This window comes from Pseudoalteromonas sp. 10-33, from assembly GCF_001469195.1.
Taxonomy (GTDB): Bacteria; Pseudomonadota; Gammaproteobacteria; order Enterobacterales; family Alteromonadaceae; genus Pseudoalteromonas.
In genome coordinates, this window is the sequence record NZ_LOFI01000001.1 from 96714 (window position 1) to 122999 (window position 26286).

21 protein-coding genes are annotated in these 26286 nt (G+C 41.6%); 19 read left to right on the forward strand and 2 right to left on the reverse strand.

Annotated features, from left to right (window positions below; all coding sequences use genetic code 11):
- Positions 1-286: 286 nt before the first annotated feature.
- The 9 genes from ATS76_RS00410 (at position 287) to tldD (ending at position 12999) form a co-directional block, all read left to right on the forward strand.
- On the forward strand, positions 287-2335 hold the full coding sequence (locus ATS76_RS00410) for a formylglycine-generating enzyme family protein (RefSeq protein ID WP_058550606.1): 2049 nt from the start codon (positions 287-289) through the stop codon (positions 2333-2335).
- Positions 2336-2467: 132 nt separating this feature from the next.
- Entirely contained in the window at positions 2468-3511 is a 1044-nt protein-coding gene (locus ATS76_RS00415) for a rod shape-determining protein (protein ID WP_002958401.1), read from the forward strand.
- Positions 3511-4353, forward strand: a complete 843-nt coding sequence (gene mreC / locus ATS76_RS00420; protein ID WP_201023481.1) for a rod shape-determining protein MreC — start codon at positions 3511-3513, stop codon at positions 4351-4353. The genes ATS76_RS00415 and mreC overlap by 1 nt, the downstream gene beginning before the upstream one ends.
- Complete coding sequence (mreD, locus tag ATS76_RS00425) at positions 4346-4825, forward strand: rod shape-determining protein MreD (protein ID WP_010555554.1); 480 nt, start codon at positions 4346-4348, stop codon at positions 4823-4825. The genes mreC and mreD overlap by 8 nt, the downstream gene beginning before the upstream one ends.
- The gene (locus ATS76_RS00430) at positions 4825-5394 is read left to right on the forward strand and encodes a Maf family protein (RefSeq protein WP_058550607.1); all 570 of its coding nucleotides are present in this window, start codon (positions 4825-4827) and stop codon (positions 5392-5394) included. Before mreD ends, ATS76_RS00430 begins: the two co-directional genes overlap by 1 nt.
- A gap of 1 nt (position 5395) precedes the next feature.
- Positions 5396-6868: a ribonuclease G gene (gene rng, locus ATS76_RS00435; protein ID WP_058404660.1), complete on the forward strand. Its 1473-nt coding sequence runs from the start codon at positions 5396-5398 to the stop codon at positions 6866-6868.
- Positions 6868-10731, forward strand: coding sequence for a YhdP family protein (locus ATS76_RS00440; protein ID WP_058550608.1), 3864 nt, complete (start codon positions 6868-6870; stop codon positions 10729-10731). The genes rng and ATS76_RS00440 overlap by 1 nt, the downstream gene beginning before the upstream one ends.
- Positions 10724-11563 (forward strand): carbon-nitrogen hydrolase family protein, encoded by an 840-nt coding sequence (locus tag ATS76_RS00445; RefSeq protein ID WP_058550609.1) that lies wholly within the window; start codon positions 10724-10726, stop codon positions 11561-11563. Before ATS76_RS00440 ends, ATS76_RS00445 begins: the two co-directional genes overlap by 8 nt.
- Positions 11560-12999, forward strand: a complete 1440-nt coding sequence (gene tldD / locus ATS76_RS00450) for a metalloprotease TldD (protein WP_058550610.1) — start codon at positions 11560-11562, stop codon at positions 12997-12999. Before ATS76_RS00445 ends, tldD begins: the two co-directional genes overlap by 4 nt.
- A 49-nt stretch (positions 13000-13048) precedes the next feature.
- On the opposite strand, the gene ATS76_RS00455 is transcribed toward tldD, so the two are convergent.
- Positions 13049-13906 (reverse strand): mechanosensitive ion channel family protein, encoded by an 858-nt coding sequence (locus ATS76_RS00455; RefSeq protein ID WP_058550611.1) that lies wholly within the window; start codon positions 13904-13906, stop codon positions 13049-13051.
- A 447-nt stretch (positions 13907-14353) separates the two neighbouring features.
- On the reverse strand, positions 14354-15715 hold the full coding sequence (gorA, locus tag ATS76_RS00460) for a glutathione-disulfide reductase (RefSeq protein ID WP_058550612.1): 1362 nt from the start codon (positions 15713-15715) through the stop codon (positions 14354-14356).
- A gap of 330 nt (positions 15716-16045) precedes the next feature.
- Here gorA and prlC point away from each other — a divergent pair, with 330 nt between their 5' ends.
- From prlC to hscA, 10 genes are all read left to right on the forward strand, one after another.
- Positions 16046-18085, forward strand: a complete 2040-nt coding sequence (prlC, locus tag ATS76_RS00465; RefSeq protein WP_058550613.1) for an oligopeptidase A — start codon at positions 16046-16048, stop codon at positions 18083-18085.
- A 137-nt stretch (positions 18086-18222) separates the two neighbouring features.
- Positions 18223-19401 carry a response regulator gene (locus ATS76_RS00470; protein WP_058550614.1) on the forward strand — a complete coding sequence of 393 codons (1179 nt, stop codon included), beginning with the start codon at positions 18223-18225 and terminating at the stop codon, positions 19399-19401.
- A 57-nt stretch (positions 19402-19458) separates the two neighbouring features.
- Positions 19459-20214, forward strand: coding sequence for a class I SAM-dependent methyltransferase (locus tag ATS76_RS00475; RefSeq protein ID WP_058551033.1), 756 nt, complete (start codon positions 19459-19461; stop codon positions 20212-20214).
- A gap of 102 nt (positions 20215-20316) precedes the next feature.
- A complete protein-coding gene (gene trmJ / locus ATS76_RS00480; RefSeq protein ID WP_058404652.1) occupies positions 20317-21042 on the forward strand; it encodes a tRNA (cytosine(32)/uridine(32)-2'-O)-methyltransferase TrmJ in 726 nt (241 codons plus the stop codon).
- Positions 21043-21274: 232 nt separating this feature from the next.
- The gene (gene iscR / locus ATS76_RS00485) at positions 21275-21766 is read left to right on the forward strand and encodes a Fe-S cluster assembly transcriptional regulator IscR (RefSeq protein WP_058550615.1); all 492 of its coding nucleotides are present in this window, start codon (positions 21275-21277) and stop codon (positions 21764-21766) included.
- A 24-nt stretch (positions 21767-21790) separates the two neighbouring features.
- Positions 21791-23008, forward strand: coding sequence for an IscS subfamily cysteine desulfurase (locus tag ATS76_RS00490; RefSeq protein WP_006791974.1), 1218 nt, complete (start codon positions 21791-21793; stop codon positions 23006-23008).
- 48 nt (positions 23009-23056) lie between these two features.
- Entirely contained in the window at positions 23057-23440 is a 384-nt protein-coding gene (gene iscU, locus ATS76_RS00495) for a Fe-S cluster assembly scaffold IscU (protein ID WP_008131649.1), read from the forward strand.
- Between the two features lie 12 nt (positions 23441-23452).
- On the forward strand, positions 23453-23776 hold the full coding sequence (iscA, locus tag ATS76_RS00500) for an iron-sulfur cluster assembly protein IscA (protein ID WP_006791976.1): 324 nt from the start codon (positions 23453-23455) through the stop codon (positions 23774-23776).
- A 75-nt stretch (positions 23777-23851) separates the two neighbouring features.
- Positions 23852-24379, forward strand: a complete 528-nt coding sequence (gene hscB / locus ATS76_RS00505) for a co-chaperone HscB (RefSeq protein WP_058550616.1) — start codon at positions 23852-23854, stop codon at positions 24377-24379.
- 41 nt (positions 24380-24420) lie between these two features.
- Complete coding sequence (gene hscA, locus ATS76_RS00510) at positions 24421-26283, forward strand: Fe-S protein assembly chaperone HscA (protein ID WP_058550617.1); 1863 nt, start codon at positions 24421-24423, stop codon at positions 26281-26283.
- Positions 26284-26286 lie beyond the last annotated feature (3 nt).

The window sequence follows — 26286 nt, forward strand, 5'->3', positions numbered from 1 at the left end:
TTTAATACAAAATGATACTCAACAGTGATGAATAACCTAAAATAAAATAGTTTCACTGTTAAGTGTAAGTTTATGAATTTAAGTAAGATCTAAGCAGTGTTTTACAATTTATTGGCTTTAGAGTAAATGATCAGGTTATTTACTAGCGTGAAACGGGCGAATAGTTGTAAACTAAGATAATAATTGAACAAAGCTTGTGTTTTGCGCTGCAAGTACATAGCATAAGACTTTAATTATAAAAAAATAATAACGACCAAATAATTGCCGCTTTTTGGGACTGGAATATATGCGAATTACTCCTTTATCTCTGTTAATTACAGCTAGTTTGTTAGCAAGTAGTGCATTTGCACAAGACACAGCTACCGTAACTGGAATTGAGTCAGAGATTAGTGTTAAACAGACAGAATACGATAACTCGACAAGAATACTTGATAAACATTTAAAAGAAGAAAGTCAGTTACAAAATCAATTAGAGCTACTTCGTTCTCGTTCAACTGAGCTAGATAAAGAAAAAAACCAAGCGCTCGACGCGATGAACGAAATGTATCGCCGTTTAATTGATGATCCATCAATAAATATTACAAGTGCTCAATCTCGCTATCAACAGGCGGTAGTTGATCACAAGCAAAATAAAGATGATATCTCTATGCAGTTGGCGGCAATTGCATCTCACCGAAAAGATATTGAGCAAATACGAGTTGCTAAGCACACTTTACTAAATACCTTAGAAAGTTTAAAAGAGCAGTTAACAACGGCTCGTGTAGAGCGCTTGCGTAACGAGTTTACGCGTGAAGGTACGCTTGAGGTTAACCATACAATAAATTGTAAGCGCACAGAAACACTTGCGGCGTGTGAGCAACGTGGTCAGCAAATGGGGTTACAAAAAGCAACCAAACGCTTTGTAGACCAAATTTTTGCAAACTTAACAGAAGAACGCATAGTTGAACCAAAACGCAATTTAGCTGGTGCGCAAGTACAAATTTTAAGTAGCCATGTAGTGAGTAGTGCATTTAGCGGCCAAGGTAATTATAACGTTAACTTAAGCGTTTCAATGCGCGGCGAAGTTAATAGCAGCCGTTTATGTAACTTATTAAGTATAGATAACCGCTATTGTTCAGAATACGGTTCACCCCTTAATACCGCTTACCAGCCAACTTATGGCACAACGTATACGGATAGTCAGTTAACATTCAGCAATAGCGCGGATAATAACAGTGCAGTTTCGGTATCGCGCTTAAACAATCAGCCTGTACGCGATTATTCTGTTAAGCAGCCAGTACAATCTAAACCTGATTACACGGTTGTTGAACAAAAAAAAGAACAGTCGGTAGAGCTAACTCTTCGCTCTAACGTTTACGACGATGAAGTGTTTATTAATGGTGTGAGCTTTGGTTCTACACGTTTAATTACGCGTTTACCAAAAGGTGTGCACGAAATTGAAATTCGTAAGTTAGGCTACAAGCCTTACCAAGCACGTGTAAACCTAAATAAAGCGCAAACAATTAATGCTAACTTAGTAAAAAAGCCTAAGTCGATTGCTGCACCGACCTATACTCGCGAGCAACCAGAAACACAAACACGCAGAGTAAGCGAAAATGTTAACGTTTTAAACGCAAATGTAGAAACACCTGTTGTGGTTATTCCTGCTGGCAAATTTAAAATGGGTGATATTAATGGTAACGGATTGGCTAATGAGCGCCCAGTTATTGAAAAAGCCATTGCTAACTCATTTGCGATGCAAAGCAAGGAAGTAACAGTAGGCGATTATGAAAAATTTGTTGCTAATACGGCGTATAAAACAGAAGCAGAAATAAATAAAGGCTGCGCATATTATTTAAATGGCGAGCCAGTATGGGAAGCGGCTTTAAACTGGCGCAATCCTGGTTTTGAACAAGGCAGTGACTTTCCGGCTGTATGTTTAACTTACAACGATGCAAAAGCATATGCTGAGTGGTTATCGGGCCAGACAGGTCAGCAGTTTCGTTTACCTAGCGAAGTTGAATGGGAATATGCAGCTCGTGCAGGTACAGAAACTGAGTACCCTTGGGGTAACGAAATTGGTAAAAACTTAGCTAACTGTGGTTGGTGTGGTAGTGAATGGTCAAATAAGCGTGCTGCACCCGTGGGGTCTTTTTCTCCAAACGCGTTTGGACTTTACGATACGGTAGGTAACGTATGGGAATGGACCAATAAAAAATCAGGTGAATCGGATGTTGCCGTAAGAGGTGGAGCATGGAACTTTGCACCAAGTCTTGCGCGTGTATCAACACGACTAATCTTAGCGCCTGATTTTAGATCAAACTACATTGGTTTTCGCTTAGTTCGCGAGAGATAAACTTTATAAGGAAGCATTGCTTCCTTTTTTAACAAATTCACAAAGGCGCCACACTTTATATTGCTCATCAAAATAAGCATGTTAAAGTGAGGCAGCTAATATAAGAACGTATTTCAAAGGTCATCCAGCCTCATGTTTAAAAAACTCCGTGGTATTTTTTCTAACGATCTATCGATCGACTTGGGTACAGCCAATACCCTAATTTATGTAAAAGAAGAAGGTATTGTTCTAAACGAACCTTCAGTTGTTGCTATCCGTCAAGAGCGAGCTGGTGGCCCTAAAAGTGTTGCATCGGTAGGTACCGAAGCAAAACAAATGCTAGGTCGTACGCCGGGTAATATTAAAGCAATCCGCCCAATGAAAGACGGCGTAATTGCTGACTTTTATGTAACAGAAAAAATGTTACAACACTTTATCAAGCAAGTGCATAACAATAACTTTATGCGCCCAAGTCCGCGCGTGCTTATTTGTGTACCGTGCGGTGCAACGCAAGTAGAAAAACGTGCAATCCGCGAATCGGCAATGGGCGCTGGCGCCCGTGAAGTTTACTTAATTGAAGAACCAATGGCTGCGGCAATTGGTGCAGGTTTACCGGTATCAGAAGCAACAGGCTCTATGGTTGTTGATATTGGTGGTGGTACAACTGAAGTTGCCATTATTTCACTAAATGGTGTGGTTTACTCATCATCAGTACGTATTGGTGGCGATAAATTTGACGAAGCGATTATTAACTATGTGCGCCGTAATTTTGGTAGCTTAATTGGTGAAGCAACCGCTGAAAATATTAAGCACCAAATTGGGTCTGCGTTTAAAACAGACGAGCCAATTGAAATTGAAGTACGTGGGCGTAATCTAGCTGAAGGTGTTCCACGTTCATTTACGCTTAACTCACACGAAATTTTAGAAGCCCTTCAAGAGCCACTAATGGGAATTGTAAGCGCAGTGATGGTTGCCCTTGAACAATCGCCACCAGAGCTTGCGTCAGATATTTCTGCACACGGTATGGTACTTACTGGCGGTGGTGCACTATTAAAAGATTTAGATCGTTTACTAATGGAAGAAACAGGTATCCCTGTTGTTGTAGCCGATGACCCACTAACGTGTGTAGCACGTGGCGGCGGTAAAGCATTAGAAATGATTGATGTTCACGGTGGTGACGTTTTTAGTTACGACTAATGAAATTAATGTTTGGGCGCACTGTCTCTTTGCAACTGCGACTTTTTGTCGCAGTGCTTTTGAGTATCGTACTCATAGCTGGAGACCGTTACACAGAAGGTGGAACCGTTGTGCGCACCAGTTTAAATACGCTGGTCAGCCCGCTTATTTATGTTGCCAACTTACCTTATGAGTTATTTAGCATTGGCGCTAAAAGCTTACACACGCGCGATCAACTTCTCACTGAAAATGAAGCACTGAAAAAAAAGCAAATGCTACAAAGTGAGCAGTTGCAACAGTATCAGTTTTTGGCCAGAGAAAACCAAAAGTTGCGCGCATTACTTGGCTCATCGGCAAAACAATCTAACCGTAAAATTATTGCGCAAGTACTTTCCGTTCACTCAAACCCCTACAGTCATCAAGTTGTTATTAACCGTGGCACCACCGACGGCCTTAGTGAAGGCCAAGCTGTAATAGATGAAATGGGAGTGGTAGGGCAGCTGACAAAAGTAGGCTCTACTACATCGCGCGTACTACTGATGACCGACACAACTCATGCAACACCGGTGCGTATACTTAGAAACGACGTGCGAACCGTCGTTGAAGGCATTGGTAAAATTAATGTAGTTAAGCTTTCGCATGTGCCTCATAGTTTAGATGTACGTATTGGTGATGTATTAGTGACTTCTGGGTTAGGTGGCACATTTCCTGAAGGGTATCCGGTGGCGATAGTCACAGAAATTAACCGCGATGAAGGCCGCCCATTTGCACAAGTATTTGCAGAGCCAATCGCGCTGCTTGACCGAATTCGCTTGCTGGTTATTTTATGGCGCAGCCAACAGGAGCAAATAAACGATGATTAACCGTTATTCATTGTTAATTGCGCTGAGCATATTTTTTGCCTTAATAATGGCGCTAATGCCGCTGCCATTCTCGTTTGAACCATTCAGACCGGATTGGGTCTTATTAGTACTTATGTATTGGTCATTAGCCGTGCCACATCGGTTAAATATTGGTACTGCTTGGGTTGTAGGTTTACTCATTGATTTAGCCTCAGGCTCACCTTTAGGTGTTAACTCGCTGACATTTTCGGTGTGTATATTTATTACCGCGAGCAACTTTCAAAAAATTCGTAACTTCTCACTTTGGCAGCAAAGTTTGTTAATTGGTTTGTTTTTAACGCTTTATCATTTAATGCAGTTTTGGCTAAACCATTTTTTGCTTGGTGTTTACTTTAACCCACAATATTTATGGCCAGTATTTACTGGCATGGTAAGTTGGTTTTGGGTGTTTTTATTACTTCGTAAGTACCGCAGACATTTTAGGATCAGATAATGAATACTGCCGTATATCTGGCATCAGCTTCTCCTCGTCGAAAAGAGCTACTTGCCCAATTGGGTATTGAATTTTCTCAATTTAGTGTTGATGCAGACGAAAGTCAGCTTCCCAATGAACTCCCTCATGATTACGTAGAGCGTTTAGCACGCCTTAAAGCGCGTTCAGGTGTTGAACTTGGTTACACAGACCGGCCAGTGCTTGGTAGTGATACGGTTGTTGTTATTGGTAATGAATCATTATGTAAGCCACGCGATGAAGCCGATTTTACTCATACACTAAAGCGCTTGTCTGGAAATACACATCAGGTACTAACTGCGATTGCTTTTGCAACCAAAGATAAAGTACTTAGCCAAGTTGTCAGTACCGACGTCACATTTAAAAAACTGAGCGATGAAGAGATCAAAGCCTATTGGCAAAGTGGTGAGCCACAAGATAAAGCCGGTGGTTATGGCATTCAGGGGTTAGGTGGTCGCTTTGTTACACATATTTCAGGTAGCTATTTTAGTGTTGTCGGCTTACCTTTATATGAGACTGAACAATTATTACACGCATTTTTGAGAGGGTAGCATGAGTACAGAATTACTGATCAACGTAACGCCGAGTGAAAGCCGTGTTGCCCTAATCGAAAACGGTGTGCTTCAAGAGATTCAATTAGAGCGCATTGGTAACCTAGGTATTGTTGGCAATATTTACTTAGGTAAAATAAGCCGTGTTCTACCGGGAATGCAGGCAGCATTTGTTGATATTGGCTTAGAGAAAGCCGCATTTTTACATGCATCAGACATAGTAAACAGTGCTTCAATTGTTGAAGGCGTAGACGATGTACCAATAAAAAAAGTGCAAGACATACGCGAACTGGTTCGCCAAGGCCAATACATTATGGTGCAAGTGGTGAAAGATCCATTAGGCACAAAAGGTGCAAGGCTAACGACCGACATCACTATTCCTTCTCGTTACTTAGTATTTATGCCTGATGCAACGCATGTTGGTGTAAGCCAGAGAATAGAAACAGAAGAAGAGCGTTCTCGCCTTAAAAAAATAGTTGCAGAATATGGCGATGAAAATGGCAGCTTTATAGTTCGCACAGCGGCCGAAGGCGCAAGCGAAGAAGAATTAAGACACGATGCTGGTTTTTTAAGGAAGTTGTGGGAAAAAATAACTGCACGTCGTAAAAAAACTAACAAAGCAACCATATTACATGAAGACCTCACACTTGCCTTTAGAACACTGCGCGATTACGTGGGTGAAGACATGGAGCGTATTCGTGTTGACTCAAAGCTTACCTATCAAGAGCTAAAAGTATTTACCGAAGAATTTGTGCCGCAACTTTCACAAGTACTCGAGTACTATCCGGGTGAGCGACCTATATTTGACCTATTCGATGTAGAAAACGAAGTGCAAAAAGCGCTGCATCGTAAAGTCACGTTAAAGTCCGGCGGATACATTATAATTGATCAAACAGAAGCGATGACTACGGTTGACGTAAACACAGGTGCATTTGTAGGCCATCGTAATTTAGAAGAGACTATTTTTAATACTAATGTTGAGGCAACGTCTGCCATTGCGCGCCAGTTAAGACTTCGTAACTTAGGTGGAATAATTATTATCGACTTTATCGATATGGTCAGTGAAGAGCATAAAAGCCGTGTATTACACTCGCTTGAATCGGCGCTTGCTAAAGATCGTACTAAAACAAATATTAATGGTTTGTCAGCGCTTGGGTTAGTTGAAATGACCCGAAAACGTACCCGAGAGAGCTTAGAGCATATTTTATGTGATGTATGTCCTGCATGTTCAGGACGTGGCTCACAAAAAACAGTCGAAACGGTATGCTACGAAATTTTGCGTGAAATTGTACGCGTAAATCGCGCCTACGCAGCCGATAAGTTTATGGTTTATGCAGCACCAGCTGTAAGTGAAGCCTTACTTAATGATGAGTACCACAATTTGGCAGAGCTTGAATTATTTATAGGTAAGCAAGTACACATACAAACAGAAAGCTTATACAGCCAAGAGCAGTTTGATGTGGTAATGATGTAATGAAAGCAAAAGCGGTCTGTTTTTTTTGTTTTAGAAAGTTATGGCAAACCTGCGCCATAATTTTGGTATTACTGGCCGTTATTGTTTCAATATTAAAATACACACTCCCTTACGCAAACGATTATAAAGGCGACATAGAAACCTACCTAGATGAAAAATTTGCTATTAGTTTATCTATTGGTGCTATTTCAGCAAGTTGGCAGGGGAATGGTCCTGCTCTTGTGCTTGAAGACTTGTCGTTTAAAGATAACGAAACTGCACCTATTTCGCTAACCATTGCAAAAACCAGCCTAGAGCTTAACTTATGGGAAAGCATAAAAACACTGCAATTAAAGTCTAATTACTTTGTTATAAATGGCTTTCATACCACAGTAAATGTGACAGACTTGTTTGAGAGTAGTACTCAAGATGATGTTTCGTTTGAGCAAAAAGAGCTTATAGAGGGGCTTTTTTTAGGTAATACCGGTCATTTTGCAATAGAAAACTCCAGTATTAATTTTGTTTTAGACGACAACAAAGAGCGTAAACTCCTACTTGAAAATATCATTTGGCAAAATGAAGAGTCACAACATTTAGGCAGTGGAACATTAGCTTTACCTGGTATTTCGGTTGGCACCTTTGACGCGCGTATTGCTCTGAAGGGAGAGAGCTTAGAAGAAGTTGCGGGCAACATGTATGTCCAAGCCAATAAGGTGGATGTGTCTAATTGGTTGGCGCAATATATAAATACTGAAAAACAACAGTTAACTAGCGATATCAATTTACAGGCTTGGTTAAAAATTGAAAAAGGCCTGATTGACGATATAAAAATGCAATGGCTGCCAAGCTCCGTTACTTGGTTTAATGAAGCGCAAAGCCAACAAGTTAGTTTAAGTGAAGGTGGCTTTCATCTTTATCCTGAGCAAGGTAATTGGCATTTAAAAAGCACCGGTTTAGCGTTTAATAACAACAATACGACATGGCCAAGCTTAGAGTTTGAGGCTCAACTAGGTGAAAATAATCAAATTTGGTTAAATCAAATAGATATAGCACTGCTGGCTAACTTGGCAGCATTGACTAATTTTGACTCTCTTGATGCTTTTTTAAAGCGTAAACCAAGTGGGCAAATACAGCAGGCATACGTTAATTATGAAAGTAACCAGCAGTGGCAGGTATGGTTTAACGCCAATAACATTGGCTGGCAAGAGCTTAATTCAGTGCCTGCTGCGCAAGGTTTACGCGTAAGCGGTTTATTAAATCAAGATAAAGGTCGTATCAGCCTATTTGGCGAAAACGGCACCTTAATAACTGGCGACAGCTTTAGTGACAACATTAAGTATAACCAGCTAAACATAGAGTTAGATCTCGCAAAGCAAAATAATAATTGGCGTATTAGCAGTGATAATATTTGGTTTGATAACAATGAGGTCACACTCGCTGCTGAGATGCAGCTTAGCTTTGGTGATTCACCGCGCCTTGATTTATACGCAGAGGCGTTTGCAGAGGATGCCAGTATTGCGGGTCATTATTTCCCGTTAAAAGCAATGAGCCCTGAACTCGTTAGCTATCTTAACGGGGCTATTAAAGGCGGTGAAATATCAAAAGCTCAAGTTTTATTTGCCGGGCCATTATCTGGGTTTCCGTTTAAAGATGGCTCAGGGCAATTTGATGTACTTGCCCAAATTGATGACGCCACGTACCAGTTTGATCCGCAGTGGCCAGCTGTAACAGATGCAAAAGTAAAACTACATTTTGCTAATGAGCGCATGGATATTTACAGCCAACAAGGCACCTTGGTTAATTTAAATGTGGGTAATAGCGTTAAAGTTAGCATTAATGATTTAATGAATGCCGATGAGCTTGTGGTGCAAATAGATAAAAAAGCACCAATGGAAAACCTGCACACCTTTTTTAAAGCCACACCTATTGCGAGCCCACTAGCTGATATTTTTGAGGTCATACAAGGTAAAGGTGAAGCCGATGCCAGCATTGAGTTACTGGTAGGTTCAAAGTTTGAAGGTGGTGCAAGTGTTAGCGGCGCCGTCAAGCTAGATGATTTGCCAGTATTTATTGCCACACCCGGTATTGCATTAAATAACTTAACCGGCGTGCTTAACTTTAAAAACGATAATATCGAACTTAAAAATGCGAGCGCTACATGGCTTGGGATGCCGCTGGCAATTAATTATACTAGCCAAAGTGAAGCGAGTGACTACAAAGCAAACATAAATATTAATGCACACCTTGATGCCAATACCCTAATTGATAGCGGGCAAGGTATTTTAAAAGGCTCACTAGAAGGGCAAAGTGCGGTTGATATAGGGCTTGTGCTTAACTTTACCGAGCAAGGGTTTAATTACCGTGCACAGGTTAACTCTGACCTTATTGGGTTAACAAGTAAATTACCAGCACCATACAATAAAGTTGACACACAACCGTGGGTTCTTAATGCGGTTGTTCAAGGCGATGACATCTCAAACCTTATAACAGCACAGGTAAATAAGCAGTTTTATTTTAATGCAATATTAGAAAATGGAAAATCGCAATTTAGCAATGCGCACTTTATTATAGGTAAGCAAGACTTAGGTCTTAACTCACAAGACTTAAGCGTTACGATAAACCTAGAGCAAACAGAGCTTGTTCCTTGGGTAGATCTAATTGATCAAATTATTAGTGCAGCCCAAAACGATGACGATCCTCAATCTCAAGGCATTATGCCACCCCTGAATGAAGTAGTCGCCAATATTGGCATGCTCGATATTAGCAGTATGGTATTTAACGACTTTGAAATGCGCTTAGCCCCTGAGCAAAGCAATGTGTATTTAAAATTAAACGCCAAAGAACTGCGTGCAGGTGTATTTATTCCTACCTCGCAGCGCAGCCAGCCTATTAGAGTTAACGCAGATTATTTACGCGTAAATTTTGCAGAGCAAATTGAAGCCCCTATTACTGAAGCTACAAAAGCAGAACCCGAAACCGATTTAACGTGGCTGACGAGCTTACCTGCTATAGAGTTTGAATGTGCAGATTGTAAAATTACCAACTACCAGCTAGATAAAGTAAGCGCTTCGTTACTTGGCGACGGTAAGCGATTGGTTATTTCTGAACTCGTTGTTGATAAAGGCGACCATATTTTACGTACTAAAGGGCAATGGCAAAATGGGCTTACCCAGCTAAGTGGCGAAGTTAAAAGTGATGATATAGGGGCCTTGTTTAATGAGTTTGATATTACAACTGCAATTAAGGGCTCTAAAGCGACTATAAACTACAACCTTGCATGGCAAGCTGCACCTTACTCATTTGATGTTCCGAGCCTCAGTGGAGAAATTGATTGGGACTTAGGTGAAGGGCACCTAACCGAAATTAGCGACGGTGGCGCCCGAGTCTTTTCGTTGTTGAGCTTAGATTCGTTGGTGCGTAAATTAAAACTTGATTTTAGAGATGTATTTTCAAAAGGGTTCTTTTACAACAGCATGCAAGGTTCTATGCAATTAGAGAACGGTATCGCTTATACAAAAGACACTAAAATGGATGGCGTTCCGGCTGATTTAACTATCAAAGGGTATGCAAATTTAAATACGCTTGATATTAACTACGATCTTGCTGTTGCGCCGCAGGTTACCTCAAGTATTCCGGTTATTGTGGCATGGATGGTAAATCCTGTAACAGGGCTAGCAGCACTGGCACTAGATAAAGTAATACACTCTGCGCGCGTTATTTCTGAAATTAATTTTAAAGTGACTGGCACTATGAGCGAGCCTGTTGTTCAGGAGCTAGATAGGAAAAGCCGTGAAGTTACCTTACCACAAGCGGCGCAAAACCAGCCCCAAGCATCAGTCGATTTAAAACTTAAAGATGCTGAAGTAACCGCAACTAATGACTAATTTAGCGAACCCTAACAACCACAATATATTTGCTTTGCAAATGTGCTCTGGCTTAAATGCCGACGACAATATTGCAGAGTTAAAAAAAGCGTTAAGCACACTCCCTGCTAAGCGGCCATTGCTTGTATGCCTACCAGAGGCCTTTTTGGTGTTTAGCAAAAGTGGTCACGACACGCTGTTAATAGCTAAACATATTGAGCAATACAAACGTCAAATAAGCCAGTTGTGTAAACAACATAATATTTGGTTAAACGCAGGCACAATTCCTGAGCCTTACAACGATACTAAATATTATGCCGCCTCACATTTATATAATAATCAGGGTGAGTGCGTTGCAACGTATAATAAAATACACCTATTTGATGTAAACGTAGACGATAAAATGGGGAGTTACCGCGAATCCGATTTTACCCAAGCTGGTAGCGATGTGGTTGTGGTTGAATCCCCCTTTGGTAAACTAGGTCTAACAGTATGTTATGATCTGCGTTTTAGTGGCTTATTTACTGCGATTGTGCGTAAAGGCGCAGAGGTTATTTTAGTACCAAGTGCATTTACAATGGTTACAGGCCAAGTACATTGGCAGGCATTATTAGCGGCGCGAGCAATAGAAACCCAGTGTTATGTCGTTGCTGCAGCCCAATATGGCACACATGAAAATGGCCGACAAACGTATGGTCACAGTATTATTATTTCACCCTGGGGTAACACTTTAAGTAATTTACCCAGCGGTACAGGTTTTATTAGCGCTAACGCTGATTTAGAGCAGTTAAAAAAAATTAGACGAGATATGCCTGTGCAGTCTCATCAACGATTTAGAGAGCATTTATTATGAATTCGGTTGAACAGCATTTATTACACGACAGCCAGCTAAATAGAGAAGAGCTCGAAAAAACGCTCGCCTACATACATCAGCACAAAGTAGATTACGCCGATTTATACTTTCAATCGAGTCATCACGAGTCGTGGGTACTTGAAGATGGCCTAGTAAAAGAAGGCTCTTACAATGTAGAGCGCGGAGTTGGCGTACGTGCAGTAAGCGGCGAAAAAACGGGCTTTTCATATTCAGATGCTATCAACTTAGAAGCGCTTAACAAAGCGGCTACAGCAGCTCGCAGCATTGCCGATGCAGGCGAAGATAAAGCCATTAAAGTATTTAGCGATGTATCAGCAAAAGTGCAATTTGCACCGCACCAGCCAATTTCAAGTATGAGCGATAGCGATAAAGTTAGTTTATTACGCGAGCTTGAAAACTACATTCGAGAACTAGCCCCTGATGCAGAGCAAGTAATTAGCTCTATGTCAGCAGTATACGAAGAAGTATTAATTGCAGCCAGTGACGGTACATTTGCTACCGATATTCGTCCGCTTATTCGTTTAAATTGTTCAGTATTGCTTGAAAAAAATGGCCGTCGTGAGCGCGGTGGCGCAGGCGGTGGAGCACGTTTAGATTACGGCTATTTTAAAGAGCTGGTAAACGGTAAACCACGTTGGATGGAGTTTGCACAAGAAGCTGTTCGCCAAGCTAAAGTCAACCTAGAAGCCATTGACGCGCCAGCTGGCACTATGGAAGTGGTATTAGGAAATGGTTGGCCAGGTGTACTTTTACACGAAGCGGTAGGCCATGGCCTTGAAGGCGATTTTAATCGTAAAGGCGCATCAGCGTTTAGCGGCAAAGTAGGCCAAAAAGTAGCTTCTGAGTTATGTACCGTCGTTGACGATGGCACCATGGCCGATCGTCGCGGCTCTCTAAACGTAGATGATGAAGGCACTCCTGCTGCATATAACGTGCTTATCGAAAACGGTATTTTAAAAGGCTACATGCAAGATAAGTTAAACGCACGTTTAATGGGGGTTAACCCAACGGGAAATGCGCGTCGTGAGTCGTATGCGCACTTACCTATGCCACGCATGACAAATACCTATATGTTAGGTGGCGAGCATAGCCAAGCCGATATTATCAGTAGTGTTAAAAAAGGCGTGTTTGCACCTAACTTTGGTGGCGGGCAGGTTGATATTACCTCGGGTAAGTTTGTGTTTAGTGCATCAGAAGCGTACTTAATTGAAAACGGTAAAATTACACAGCCAATCAAAGGCGCCACCCTCATTGGTAATGGCCCTGAAGTCATGCAGCATATTTCAATGGTAGGTAACGACTTAGCACTTGATAAGGGCGTTGGCGTGTGTGGTAAAGATGGCCAAAGTGTTCCGGTTGGCGTAGGGCAACCAAGCCTTAAAATTGATCAGCTAACGGTAGGTGGAACAGCTTAAAAGCCTAACCGATAAAGTTTAGGCGCGAAACCCTTCGCGCCTAGTCGTTCTATGAGCTAGTTGCTTGGTTATTTACTTCGCTTAACGCAATTTTATGCTTCATTTCTTCTTCATACCATAGCGCCATAAAACACTCAGTGAGTTTATGCTCTATGTCCAGTGCCTGCTCGGTTGGGCAAAATAGCGTAAAGCGCGCTCTAAACTCACCCAATTCGGTTGTTCCAAAATGTATTTCTGGTGCTGGGCCCGATATTTTTGCATCTAGTTTTCGCTCAATAATCGAGTTATAACGAGTGGCGAGCTCTTCAAACTCTTCGCAGTACATTTTAGCTTTCACCGAGAGCGTGTCGTAAATTGGATAAGGGTTAAAGCTCTCTTTTCGAACAATACAAAAGCTATGTGTTGCAAAGCGCTTTACATAATTTAGATTTTTAATTGGGCTGGTGATGAGTTTATTATTAGGTATGTAAATCGTTTTTCTTGAAAACTGATAGGTGTGCATGTCTATTTCATGCATGGTTGTTTTTATCCAGTCTGTTTCTGCTACTTCACCGTAATATTCACCGACTTGCACCCAGTCGCCTACCCTAAATGGGCGTGTGGTGACTAAGTAAAAAAAGCCAATAACACATTGAATAAATTCACGAGTGGCTAAAACAATGGCAACTGCAAAGGCCGCGATAGATAACGCAAAATTTTGAATTTCAGTCGACCACACAAACAACAGCGACAGCACCAACACAAAATTAATAAAATGCTTAATGTTATGAGCAATGTAGCGAATATCTTTGTCTTTTTTTTCTGCGCGGTTTCTCGCTAATTTATCAACAAGTACTTTTAATCCAAGTGCAAAACTAAGCATAACAATTGAAACAAGAAACGGGTGTAGCAATATATCAGTAATCATAATATCCAGTTGTAGGTATGTTGATAAACACACGCTAGTATATTGAGTTATTTAGCTAATAAGCAAATTTTACCCTAATAAAAAGGCCCCTTAACACATAACTGTAAGGGGCCTAGGGCGTGTTGATCTTTGATGGTTGAATTTGCAGCAGCATGTTTGGTTTTTAGGCAAGGCAGAACCTATGTAGTGTGGTTATTCCCCATAAATAGGCGATAACGCAGCATAAATGCCAAACATGCGCTGCCCTTCGGGTTCTGCCTAGGGGCGATAAACTCTTTGTTACTTGGTTTTTACTTAGCCCACTAGGTTACAAACCTCGCGCCGCGATTTAATCGCCCCTAGATTGAACAAACTTTAATCCGCAAAGGTCAACACGCCCTAGTTAAATTAGTAAATAACTTGAACTCTGGTTAAGAGATTTATTATCCAGAGTTTAGGTTAAATAGCTTAGCGCATGGTAACAAACTCTTCAGAGCCCGTTGGATGTAGTGCAACAACAGCATCAAAGTCAGCTTTAGTTGCGCCCATTTTCATCGCTACGGCAAAGCCCTGAATCATTTCATCAACGGCAAAACCAAGCCCATGTAAGCCAACCACTTTTTCCTCTTCCCCTGCGCAAACTAGCATCATATTACATGCTTGGCGGTGCTGAGTTACCGCGGTGTACATAGCAGCAAAGCTTGATTTATACACTTTCACGTTTTCGCCACCGTATTGAGAAATCGCTTCTTGCTCGGTTAAACCAATGGTACCAATAGGCGGATGACTAAATACCACGGTAGGTACTAGGCTATAATCCATTTTTAAATCGTCTGGGAGGTCTTTATTAAATAAGCGCTCAGATAGGGTACGGCCCGCTTTAACTGCAACAGGCGTAAGCTCAATACCGCCTTCGATAATATCACCCACTGCATAAACATTTTTAGCCGTCGTATTTTGGTATTCATCTACTTTTACATAACCACTTTCGTTTACTTCTACCCCCGCTGCTGCAAGGTTTATTTTGTCTGTTGTAGGTGTACGGCCAATGGCCCAAATAACCTGGTCAACATTTTGGCTGTAACCGTTTTCAAAATGGATAGTTAAACTGCCGTCGCCTTCTTTGATTACTTCTTTAGGGGAACATTCAGTATGAAGAGTCGGACCTTCTTTAGCCATAATATCGACGAGCGTGTCGATAATATAAGGGTCAAATGTACGTAGAGGCTTACTCTTACGCACGAATAAATGTGTTTCTGTGCCTAAGCTATGTAATACACCCGCAATCTCTACGGCAATGTAACCCGCACCAATAACAGCTACGCGTTTAGGTTGTTCGTTAAGCTCAAAAAAGCCATTTGAGTCAATACCATGCTCAGCGCCTGGAATGTTTGGAATAGTAGGGCGCCCACCTACGGCCACTAAAATATGATCGGCGGTGTAGTGTTCACCATTTACTTCAACAGTTTTGCTATCAATAAATGTAGCAAAGCCTTTAATTACGGTAACGCCATTGCTAGCTAGTCCGTTATCGTAACCTTTATGAATTCGGCCAATGTAGGCTTCACGACTTTCTACTAACTTGCTCCAGTTGAAATCTTTTACTTCAACGTTAAAACCGTAATCTGGCGCATATAAATTGATTGCTTCAGCTACTTGGGCACCATGCCACATAACTTTTTTAGGCACACAGCCTACGTTTACACAGGTTCCGCCCATGTGTTTTGCTTCAATAAGTGCGACTTTAGCGCCACGCATAGCAGCTCGGTTTGCAGAGGCAATACCCCCACTACCACCGCCAATTGCAATGTAATCAAAGTGTTGTGTCATTTTAAGTCCTTAGGCGTTGAGTTTTATGCGCATTAGCATAACATTAAGTTTTAAAAATAAAGAGTATTTAGGTGACCTATGTTTAGTAAAAAAACATTCGAATTTTCAGCCTTATCGATATAAACCGATGCGCTAAGTCAGTACCAAACAGAATATCTGCAGTACGTAACCGGACTCGCTTTAGATTGCATTACCTGTAGGCATTCGTTATTACCGAGTCTAAAAGTGGTTTTTAATGGCTTTCGAATAGCCAGATTAATAAAAGTAAGTTGTTTTTTAACTTTTAGACCCAATCTAAAAATGAAATGCATTAACGCAAAGAGAGTATTTATGAGCAACCCACTAATTGGCCTTGAGGGCTTACCACCATTTTCTAAAATTAAGCCTGAATTTGTAGTACCGGCACTTAAAGACGGTATAGCAAATTGCCGAAAAGCTATCGATGACGTACTTGCTAAAAAGTCATACACGTGGGATGACTTAGTGTTACCACTTGAAGAAGCCGACGATAAACTATCGCGACTATTTTCGCCTGTTTCTCATTTAAATTCAGTAATGAACAATGACGAACTACGCGAAGCGTATGAGCAATGTTTACCCCTTATTTCTGAGTACTCAACCTTTGTAGGCCAACATCAAGGTTTATACGAAGCGTATAACACCTTGTACAACAGTGACGAATTTAAAACACTGACTACAGCACAACAAAAATCAATTGCCAACGCGCTGCGCGATTTTAAATTGTCGGGCATTGCATTAGCGAGCGATCAGCAAAAGCGCTATGGCGAAATTAGTGCGCGCTTATCTGAGCTTTCATCTAAATTTGGTAACAATGTAATGGATGCGACGTTGGCGTGGCATAAACACATTACTGATGAAGCCGATTTAGCCGGGTTACCCGAGTCTGCACTTGCACTTGCTGCTGATACCGCAAAAAGTAAAGAGCTAGAAGGTTGGGTATTTACGCTTGATTTTCCATCTTACTTGCCAATTATGACGTATGCTGATAACCGTGAGCTTCGCAAAGAAACCTACACGGCATTTAGTACACGCGCATCGGATCAAGGTCCAAATGCGGGTGAGTTTGATAACTCAGACATTATGAAAGAAGCACTTGCACTTCGCCATGAGCTTGCTCAGTTATTAGGGTTTAACAGCTACGCTGAGAAATCACTAGCGACAAAAATGGCTGAAACACCAGAGCAAGTATTTTCGTTTTTAGAAGATTTAGCCGCTAAATCTAAGCCGCAAGCAGAGCAAGAAGTGGCAGAGCTAAAAGCGTATGCTGCACAAAAACACGGAATTACAGAGTTAGAAGCGTGGGACTTTGGCTACTACGGCGAAAAATTAAAACAAGAAAAATATGCAATTTCAGATGAAGTACTGCGCCCATATTTCCCTGCTGATAAAGTGTTAAGTGGCTTATTTGAAACGGTTAACCGTTTATTTGGCATTAGTGTCAATGAAGTAACTGACTTTGATACGTACCATAAAGATGTACGCTTTTTTGAGATTGTCGATAGCAATAACACGCTACGAGGTCGTTTTTACTTAGATCTATACGCACGCGATCGCAAACGTGGTGGTGCTTGGATGGACGATTGTATGGGTCGTAAGGTACGCGCTAATGGCGAGTTACAAACGCCTGTCGCTTATTTGGTATGTAACTTTAATAAAGCCGTAGGCGATAAACCGGCTTTGTTTACCCATAACGAGGTAACCACCTTATTCCATGAATTTGGCCATGGTATTCACCACATGCTAACTCAAATTGATGCTGCACCTGTAGCAGGTATCAATGGCGTAGCATGGGATGCGGTAGAGCTACCAAGTCAGTTTTTAGAAAACTGGTGTTACGAGGAAGAAGCGCTGCGCTTTATTTCGGGTCACTTTGAAACCGGCGAGCCACTACCAAAAGAACTACTTGATAAGCTATTAGCCGCTAAAAACTATAACTCAGGCATGCAAATGCTGCGTCAAATTGAGTTTTCGTTATTTGATTTCAAAATTCATAACGATTATGTCGCAGGCGAGCCGTGTCAAATTCAGGCGGTATTGAATGATGTTCGCAGCCGTACCTCGGTTGTTCAAGCTCCAGAGTTTAATCGTTTTCAGCACGGGTTTAGCCATATTTTTGCGGGTGGTTACAGTGCCGGTTATTACTCGTATAAATGGGCTGAAGTATTATCGGCCGATGCGTACGCTAAGTTTGAGGAAGAAGGTATTTTTAATCCCGAAACAGGGCAAGCCTTCATGCAGCATATTTTAGAAAAGGGCGGCAGTGAAGAACCTATGGAGTTATTCAAAAACTTCCGAGGCCGAGAGCCACGTGTTGATGCGTTACTTCGCCACAGCGGCATCGCAGCTTAAAAATATGTCATTTATTAAATTTAACAAAAGCGCCTTTTAGGCGCTTTTTTATTGTGTGTAGATAATAGGCTATAAACGTTAGTAATTTCAGCACGCCGTACTATGCTCTAAGCATACTCAACTAAACGGATTTGTGTATGACAAAGTTAGTACTTACCATTGATGATGATAAATTAACCCACCTTATTATTGAAGAGTCTTTAACTGGGTTTTGCAAACTTCTTCACGCTAAAGAAGGCGCTGAAGGGCTTAGATTAATAAACGAACATAAACCCGATATTATTCTTCTTGATATAGAAATGCCGGGCAAGTCGGGTTATCAAGTCTGCCAAGAAATAAAACAAAATCCCGATACAAAAGATATTCCGGTTATGTTTTTGTCATCAAAAGAAGCGCTTATCGACCGAGTAAAAGGCTACAGTGTTGGTGCGTCTGACTACATAATGAAACCGTTTAACGCAGAAGAGCTAATGGCACGTATCAAAATACTGTATGCGTATCGTCAACAATGCGTCAAACTCGAAAGCGATATAAATAAAGCCAACAAAACTGCCGCAATGGCGATGACCGAGTCGGGCGATATGGGGCGAATTATGCGCTATGTTGGCCAAAGTTATCATGCCAACAGTTTAGACATTTTGAGCGAGTACTTTTTGGGTTTTTTTACCCCCTTCAATTTGGATGTAGTGGTTGTATTTTGGTATCAGCATAAAAGTGAATTTTACAGCTTGAAAGGCGGCGTATGCCCACTAGAGCAGGAGTTATTGGCGCAACACAAAGACGCACAGCGGTTTGTTGATATAGGTAATAGCACTATTATCAACTACCCAAAGCTATCGCTACTGGTTAAGAATATGCCGGTCGATGACACTGAAAAGTATGGGCGTTATAAAGATTTATTCCCTCATATTTTAGAGGTCACCAATGAAAAGGTCGTTACTATGGAAAGAAACGAAAAAAACTACGAGCAAGCTGAACAAATTAGCACGGCACTGGAAGATATAATAAGCCAGTTTAACGCTCAAAATATCACGCAAAGTAATGTAGCCGATCAGTTTTTTGCACAACTAGAGGCACTAAATACAGCTATCGAGCTTCAAAGAAATAATTTAAATCCCGCCGATATTGATTTATGTATATCGCAGCTTGAACACACGATGCAGTTGTTGGTGTCTGCTAATAGCGATTTAGCATTTATAAAATATCAGTTTGAGCAGGTAACACAAAGCCGCAGTGAGTTTTTACAGAGTTTACGCCATAAAGTAGATGACATTGAGACGACAAATAACCAAGAGCCTGACATAGAGCTATTTTAGTGCGCTTAAGCCCGCTGGTTGATATACTCTGGCGGTATTTTATCGTCGGAGTGTATTGTGGTTATTCAGTGTGCCTTTAAAGAGTGTCGCCCGTATTTAAATGAATTAGAAACGCGTTTTGGTTTAGTAAATTGGCAACAAAATAGCCAAGGTTTTAGCCTGCACTATGACGATACAGGGCTGAGTTTACTTAAAACAGATGAACCTAAATTAGGCGCCATTAACGTTGATTTTGTTACCGGGGCTGCTGCTCATAGGCGAAAATTTGGTGGCGGTAAAGGCCAAGCTATTGCCAAAGCGGTTGGCCTTAATAAAGGGGCAACGCCTGTGGTACTTGATGCAACTGCAGGTTTGGGGCGTGATGGCTTTGTATTGGCATCATTAGGTTGCAAGGTTATTTTACATGAGCGTCATCCGGTTGTTGCTGCATTGCTGGCCGACGGTTTAAACAGAGCTTACAGCGACAGTGAAATAGGCCCTTGGATGAAAGACAATATGAGCCTAGTGTTTGGCTCAAGCCACACGTTACTTGCCCAATGTGAAAGCATGCCCGATGTGGTGTATTTAGATCCCATGTTTCCACACCGCGAAAAGTCAGCCTTAGTAAAAAAAGAAATGCGAGTGTTTCAAGAGTTAGTAGGCGCAGATACCGACGCCGATGATTTACTTGAATTTGCCTACCCACTTGCCAGCAAGCGAGTGGTGGTTAAGCGCCCCGATTACGCCCCGTTTTTAAATGACAAAACCCCCAGTATGCAAATTAAAACTAAAAAGAACCGTTTTGATGTGTATGTAAAAGCGGCCATGGTTTAAAGGCTCTTATTACGTATGCGATCGGCTTTAAGGATCTAGGATCTTTTTAAGCTTTTATGTTAGAATTCGCGCAATTTTTTGGCATTAGTAAGAAGCACAGCAATGATCTTAGACGATATTCGCGTTGTTTTAGTTAACACATCACACTCTGGCAATATAGGTTCGGCGGCTCGCGCCATGAAAACAATGGGTTTATCAAAACTTTATTTAGTTGACCCGGCTTGTGAAATTGACAGCCATGCCAGTGCATTATCTGCAGGTGCTAGCGATGTGTTAGGTAATGCAGTGATTGTTGAAAAGCTTGAAGATGCCATTGCTGATTGTGCATTAACTATTGGTACAAGCGCACGTTCACGCACGCTATCATGGCCGATGGTTGAGCCTCGCGAGTGTGGTGAAAAGCTGGTGGCTGAAGCCGAGAATGGCCCCGTAGCATTAGTGTTTGGTCGCGAAAACAGTGGCTTAACCAACGAAGAGCTACAGCTGTGTAATTACCATGTATGTATTCCAGCTAACCCAGAATATAGTTCATTAAACCTCGCAATGGCTGTGCAAACATTGTCTTACGAAACACGTATGGCATTTTTGAATAAGCAACCTAAGCAAGAAGCGCAAGACGACACGGTTTACCCAAACTCTAAACAAACAGAGCTGTTTTACGATCACCTTGAAGAGACCTTGTATAACACAGGCTTCATCATCAAACAGCATCCAGGCATTGTAATGACAAAGCTTCGTCGTCTATTTAACCGTGCACGCCCAGAAGAGGCAGAGATGAATATTTTGCGCGGTATTCTTACCTCTATAAATAAATCGATTCCTAAGTAAGGTATAGCAATTAGTTATATAAACGGGTGTTTAAATAACTGCCTAATACTTGACTAAATTACTCAGGTAATTACAATGGTGTCAATACTTGACCAAATAGGTCAAGTATTAAAAATTTGTTAACTACATTCACTTTAAGCGATATGTTTTTAAATCAAATTTTTATCAAGTGATAATACTTGACTAATTTACTCTGGTAATTAAAATTTGCACTCTTTGTGCAGGGGGCGTTATGAAATTAACATCAAAAGGCCGTTATGCCGTTACAGCGATGCTTGATGTTGCGCTGCACACAGGTGTTGGTCCTGTCGCCCTTGCTGATATTTCACAGCGACAAGAAATTTCTTTGTCATACCTTGAACAATTATTTGCTCGCCTGCGTAAAAATGGCTTGGTAAGTTCGGTTCGAGGTCCAGGTGGCGGCTATTTACTAGGGCGAGAAGCCGATGTTATTTCTGTTGGTGATATTATTATCGCAGTTGACGAATCGGTTGATGCAACACGTTGCCAAGGTGCCAATACTGGCTGCCAAAGCGGTATGCGCTGTTTAACCCATAATTTGTGGTCAGATTTAAGCGCACGCATAGAAGAATTTTTGAATAATATTACCCTTGCTGAATTGGTGGAAAAATCAGATGTGAAAGAAATCGCATCACGCCAAGATAACAGTATCAATAATGCAATTAAGCAGTTGGAAAACATTCAAGTAAGCTGTCAACTTTAAGGTTGACCTGCAGCGGAGAGAGAAATGAAGTTACCGATTTATTTAGATTACGCAGCAACCACGCCTGTTGATGAGCGTGTTGCTAAAGAAATGATGCAATGCCTTACAATGGACGGTAAATTTGGTAACCCTGCATCACGTTCACACCGTTTTGGTTGGCAAGCAGAAGAAGCTGTTGACCAAGCACGTACTGATATTGCTGATTTAGTAAATGCAGACCCACGTGAAATTGTTTTCACTTCGGGTGCAACTGAATCAAACAACCTTGCTATTAAAGGTGCAGCACAGTTTTACAAAAAGAAAGGTAAGCATGTAATTACTGCTAAAACTGAGCACAAAGCAGTAATAGATACGTGTCGTGAATTAGAACGTCAAGGTTTTGAAGTAACCTACATGGACGTTGAAGAAAACGGCCTTCTTGATCTGCAAAAGCTAGCAGACACAATGCGTGATGACACAGTACTTGTCAGCATCATGCACGTGAATAACGAGCTAGGTGTAATTCAAGACATCGCGACTATTGGCGAAATGTGTCGTGAACGTAAAATTATGTTCCATGTAGATGCAGCGCAAAGCGCGGGTAAAGTGCTAATTGACGTACAACAGCTTAAAGTTGATTTTATGTCGTTCTCTGCGCATAAAGCGTATGGTCCTAAAGGTGTTGGTGCGCTTTACGTTCGTCGTAAACCACGCGCTCGTTTAGAAGCGCAAATGCACGGTGGCGGTCATGAGCGTGGTATGCGTTCTGGCACACTTGCAACGCACCAGTTGGTGGGCATGGGGACTGCATTCAGAATCGCAAAAGAAGATTTTGAAAAAGATTTTGCACACATCAGCGCATTACGTAAACGCCTAATTGACGGCATTATGGCTGATATGGACGAAGTATACTTTAACGGCACACAAGACCAGTCAGTACCGGGCATTGTAAACATCAGCTTTAACTTTGTTGAAGGTGAATCGTTACTTATGGCAGTAAAAGACATTGCGGTATCGTCAGGTTCAGCCTGTACATCTGCAAGCTTAGAGCCTTCTTATGTTTTACGTGCACTTGGCCGTAACGACGAATTAGCACACAGCTCAATTCGTTTCAGTATTGGTCGTTTTACTACCGAGGAAGAGATTGATTACACCGTTGAATTAATGAAAAACTCTATCGGTCGCCTACGTGAAATGTCTCCACTTTGGGAGATGCATCAAGAAGGTATTGATTTAGATTCAGTTGAATGGGCTCACCACTAATAATTAGTGATGTAAGCACATACCCTAGCAGGTAATGAGGATAGAATTATGGCGTACAGTGATAAAGTAATCGACCACGTAGAAAACCCACGTAACGTAGGTGCTCTAGACAAAAACGATCCGTCAGTGGCAACGGGTATGGTAGGCGCACCAGCATGTGGTGACGTAATGAAATTGCAAATTAAAGTATCGTCTGAAGGCGTTATTGAAGATGCGAAATTCAAAACCTATGGTTGTGGTAGCGCAATTGCTTCTTCTTCACTTGTAACAGAGTGGGTTAAAGGTAAAACACTCGACGAAGCAGCAACAATCAAAAACACGGATATCAGTGCTGAGCTAGAGTTACCACCAGTGAAAATTCACTGTTCAATTTTAGCCGAAGATGCAATCCAAGCAGCAATTGCAGACTACAAAAGCAAACAAGCGAAGTAAGAAGAGAAACTCATGGCAGTGACATTGACAGATGCGGCAGCAAACCGCGTACAATCATTTTTAGCAAACCGCGGCAAAGGGTTAGGTCTGCGCGTTGGCATTAAAACGACGGGCTGTTCAGGTCTTGCTTATGTACTTGAGTTTGTTGACGAGTTAAACGAAGACGATGAAACGTTTGCAGCTAAAGGCGTTACTTTAATAGTTGACGCAAAAAGCTTAGTTTACATTGACGGCACAGAGCTCGACTACACTAAAGAAGGTTTAAATGAAGGGTTTAAATTTAATAACCCTAACCAAGCTGATGAGTGTGGTTGTGGCGAAAGCTTTACCGTTTAATTGCTACGTGTAATTGTATTTTGAAGCCCTGCAACTGTAGGGCTTTGTTATTTCTGAATATTACTGGTTGAAGCTATGCGTTACTTTAAATTATTTGCAGTGCCCGTTGATTATAATATTGATTTAACAACGATTAATAAAAATTACCTAGAATTACAGCGTGCTGTTCACCCCGACCGCCATGCCAATGCAAGCAGCCGTGATAAGTTAATGTCGGTGCAAAGTGCTGCTGAAATTAACGATGCCTTGCAAACACTTAAACATCCAGTTAAACGTGCTGAGTATATGTTAAGTGAGCTAGGGGTTGATATTCGCGCTGAGCAACAAACGCTGCAAGATCCTATGTTCTTAATGCAGCAAATGGAATTGCGCGAAGAGCTCGAAGAGCTTGCATCAGCAAGCGACCCTGATACGGCCATTGCTAATTTTGAAAAACAAATAAAACAACTTAACGAGCAATACAGTGCACAGCTTGCAGAGCAGTTAGCAAGTAACGACGAGCAACAGTACCAATTAGCGGCTGATAATATTCGTAAACTGAAGTTTGTTTATAAATTACGTGACGAACTAGAACGCATTGAAGACAGTTTATTTGACGATTAATTACTTGCTGTAAAGCGAGCAAAACGAGTTTAAAGAGCATTATGGCATTATTGCAAATTGCTGAGCCGGGGCAAAGCGCGGCACCACACGAACATAAACTAGCCATAGGTATTGACCTTGGCACGACTAATTCATTAGTGGCCACCGTACAAAGCGGCGAAGCGCGCACCTTAACGGATGAGTTAGGGGCTGCGATGCTACCGTCGGTTGTTCGTTACCAAGCCGGTGGTATTACTGTGGGTTCAGATGCAGCTCAAGCTGCAACACAAGACCCTGCTAATACGCTTATTTCGGTAAAGCGTTTTTTAGGTAAAACACAAGCTGAAATAGAGCAAAGCTACGGCCAACTACCGTATGAATTTTGTGAGCACGATGGTGCACTAGCAATAGAAACTGCGGCAGGTAAAATTAGTCCAATTAAAGCATCAAGCCATATTTTAGCTGCATTAAAAGCGCGAGCTGAGCAAAGTTTTGGCAACCAAGAAATTTTAGGGGCTGTAATCACAGTACCTGCGTACTTTGATGACGCTCAGCGTCAAAGTACCAAAGATGCAGCAGAACTTGCTGGCATTAACGTATTGCGCTTGTTAAACGAACCAACAGCAGCTGCTGTTGCATATGGCTTAGACTCGGGCCAAGAAGGGATCATTGCTGTTTACGATTTAGGCGGTGGTACATTTGATATTTCTGTTCTTCGTTTACACCAGGGTGTTTTTGAAGTAATGGCAACGGGCGGCGATTCAAGCTTAGGGGGTGATGATTTTGATTCACTACTGGTTGATTACTTTAAGCAGCAAACGGGTGTGTCGGCGTTATCACCTTCGGTTTTACGTTTATTTATTAATAAAGCAAAAGCCTGTAAAGAAGCGTTAAGTCAGTACGCAAAAGTAAATGTAGGGCTTGAGTTTGACGGACAAAACCACACGGTAGAAGTAACGCGCGAAACATTTGACGAAATGGCTATGCCGCTGGTTAAAAAAACGCTGCGTTCGTGTCGTCGTGCTGTAAAAGATGCTGGCATTGAAAACGAAGAAGTTTTACAAGTTATTATGGTCGGCGGTTCAACGCGTATGCCACTGGTACGTAGCCAAGTACATAGCTTTTTTGATAAAGAACCGCTCACTTCAATTGACCCAGATCGGGTTGTTGCATTGGGTGCAGCGCTTCAAGCCGATGTGCTCATTGGCAATAAGCCAGACTCAGACATGTTATTGCTAGATGTCCTGCCACTGTCGCTTGGCCTTGAAACCATGGGCGGTTTGGTTGAAAAAATTATTCCGCGTAACACCACTATTCCGGTAGCGCGCGCTCAAGAATTTACAACGTTTAAAGATGGCCAAACGGCGATGTCTTTGCATGTATTACAAGGTGAGCGTGAGCTGGTTGACGATTGTCGTTCACTTGCTAAATTTAGCTTAAAAGGTATTCCACCAATGGCAGCCGGTGCTGCACATATCAGGGTAACCTTTAAAGTTGATGCTGATGGCTTATTAAGTGTTTCAGCTATGGAAAAATCAACGGGTGTGCAAGCTGAAATTCAGGTTAAACCGTCGTTTGGTTTATCTGATGATCAGGTAGCTAACATGTTAAAAGAGTCGATGAGTAACGCAAAAGACGACATGCAAGCGCGTATGCTTAAAGAGCAACAAGTTGAAGCTCTTCGTGTTATTGAAGCACTAAATGCTTCGTTAGATGCCGATGGCGCATTACTTGACGACACACAACTTACAAATTTAAGAGCTGAAATTGCAGAGCTGGTAAAAGTGCGCGAAAATGCACAGCAACCTAGCGAAATTAAAGCGGCTATCGAAAAAGTAGATAATGCCAGTAGTGAATTTGCATCGCGCAGAATGGATGCATCAATTAAAAAAGCCCTAACGGGTCAGTCAGTAGACAACATTTAAGAG

Bases quoted from the DNA above. Each gene is read 5' to 3' on its own strand.
- gorA (WP_058550612.1), bottom strand. From the start codon at position 15,715: ATGACACAACACTTTGATTACATTGCAATTGGCGGTGGTAGTGGGGGT.
- mreD (WP_010555554.1), top strand. From the start codon at position 4,346: ATGATTAACCGTTATTCATTGTTAATTGCGCTGAGCATATTTTTTGCC.
- iscR (WP_058550615.1), top strand. From the start codon at position 21,275: ATGAAATTAACATCAAAAGGCCGTTATGCCGTTACAGCGATGCTTGAT.
- ATS76_RS00410 (WP_058550606.1), top strand. From the start codon at position 287: ATGCGAATTACTCCTTTATCTCTGTTAATTACAGCTAGTTTGTTAGCA.
- hscA (WP_058550617.1), top strand. From the start codon at position 24,421: ATGGCATTATTGCAAATTGCTGAGCCGGGGCAAAGCGCGGCACCACAC.
- ATS76_RS00455 (WP_058550611.1), bottom strand. From the start codon at position 13,906: ATGATTACTGATATATTGCTACACCCGTTTCTTGTTTCAATTGTTATG.
- ATS76_RS00415 (WP_002958401.1), top strand. From the start codon at position 2,468: ATGTTTAAAAAACTCCGTGGTATTTTTTCTAACGATCTATCGATCGAC.
- iscA (WP_006791976.1), top strand. From the start codon at position 23,453: ATGGCAGTGACATTGACAGATGCGGCAGCAAACCGCGTACAATCATTT.
- prlC (WP_058550613.1), top strand. From the start codon at position 16,046: ATGAGCAACCCACTAATTGGCCTTGAGGGCTTACCACCATTTTCTAAA.
- rng (WP_058404660.1), top strand. From the start codon at position 5,396: ATGAGTACAGAATTACTGATCAACGTAACGCCGAGTGAAAGCCGTGTT.
- trmJ (WP_058404652.1), top strand. From the start codon at position 20,317: ATGATCTTAGACGATATTCGCGTTGTTTTAGTTAACACATCACACTCT.
- ATS76_RS00445 (WP_058550609.1), top strand. From the start codon at position 10,724: ATGACTAATTTAGCGAACCCTAACAACCACAATATATTTGCTTTGCAA.
- hscB (WP_058550616.1), top strand. From the start codon at position 23,852: ATGCGTTACTTTAAATTATTTGCAGTGCCCGTTGATTATAATATTGAT.
- ATS76_RS00430 (WP_058550607.1), top strand. From the start codon at position 4,825: ATGAATACTGCCGTATATCTGGCATCAGCTTCTCCTCGTCGAAAAGAG.
- ATS76_RS00490 (WP_006791974.1), top strand. From the start codon at position 21,791: ATGAAGTTACCGATTTATTTAGATTACGCAGCAACCACGCCTGTTGAT.
- tldD (WP_058550610.1), top strand. From the start codon at position 11,560: ATGAATTCGGTTGAACAGCATTTATTACACGACAGCCAGCTAAATAGA.
- mreC (WP_201023481.1), top strand. From the start codon at position 3,511: ATGAAATTAATGTTTGGGCGCACTGTCTCTTTGCAACTGCGACTTTTT.
- ATS76_RS00470 (WP_058550614.1), top strand. From the start codon at position 18,223: ATGACAAAGTTAGTACTTACCATTGATGATGATAAATTAACCCACCTT.
- iscU (WP_008131649.1), top strand. From the start codon at position 23,057: ATGGCGTACAGTGATAAAGTAATCGACCACGTAGAAAACCCACGTAAC.
- ATS76_RS00440 (WP_058550608.1), top strand. From the start codon at position 6,868: ATGAAAGCAAAAGCGGTCTGTTTTTTTTGTTTTAGAAAGTTATGGCAA.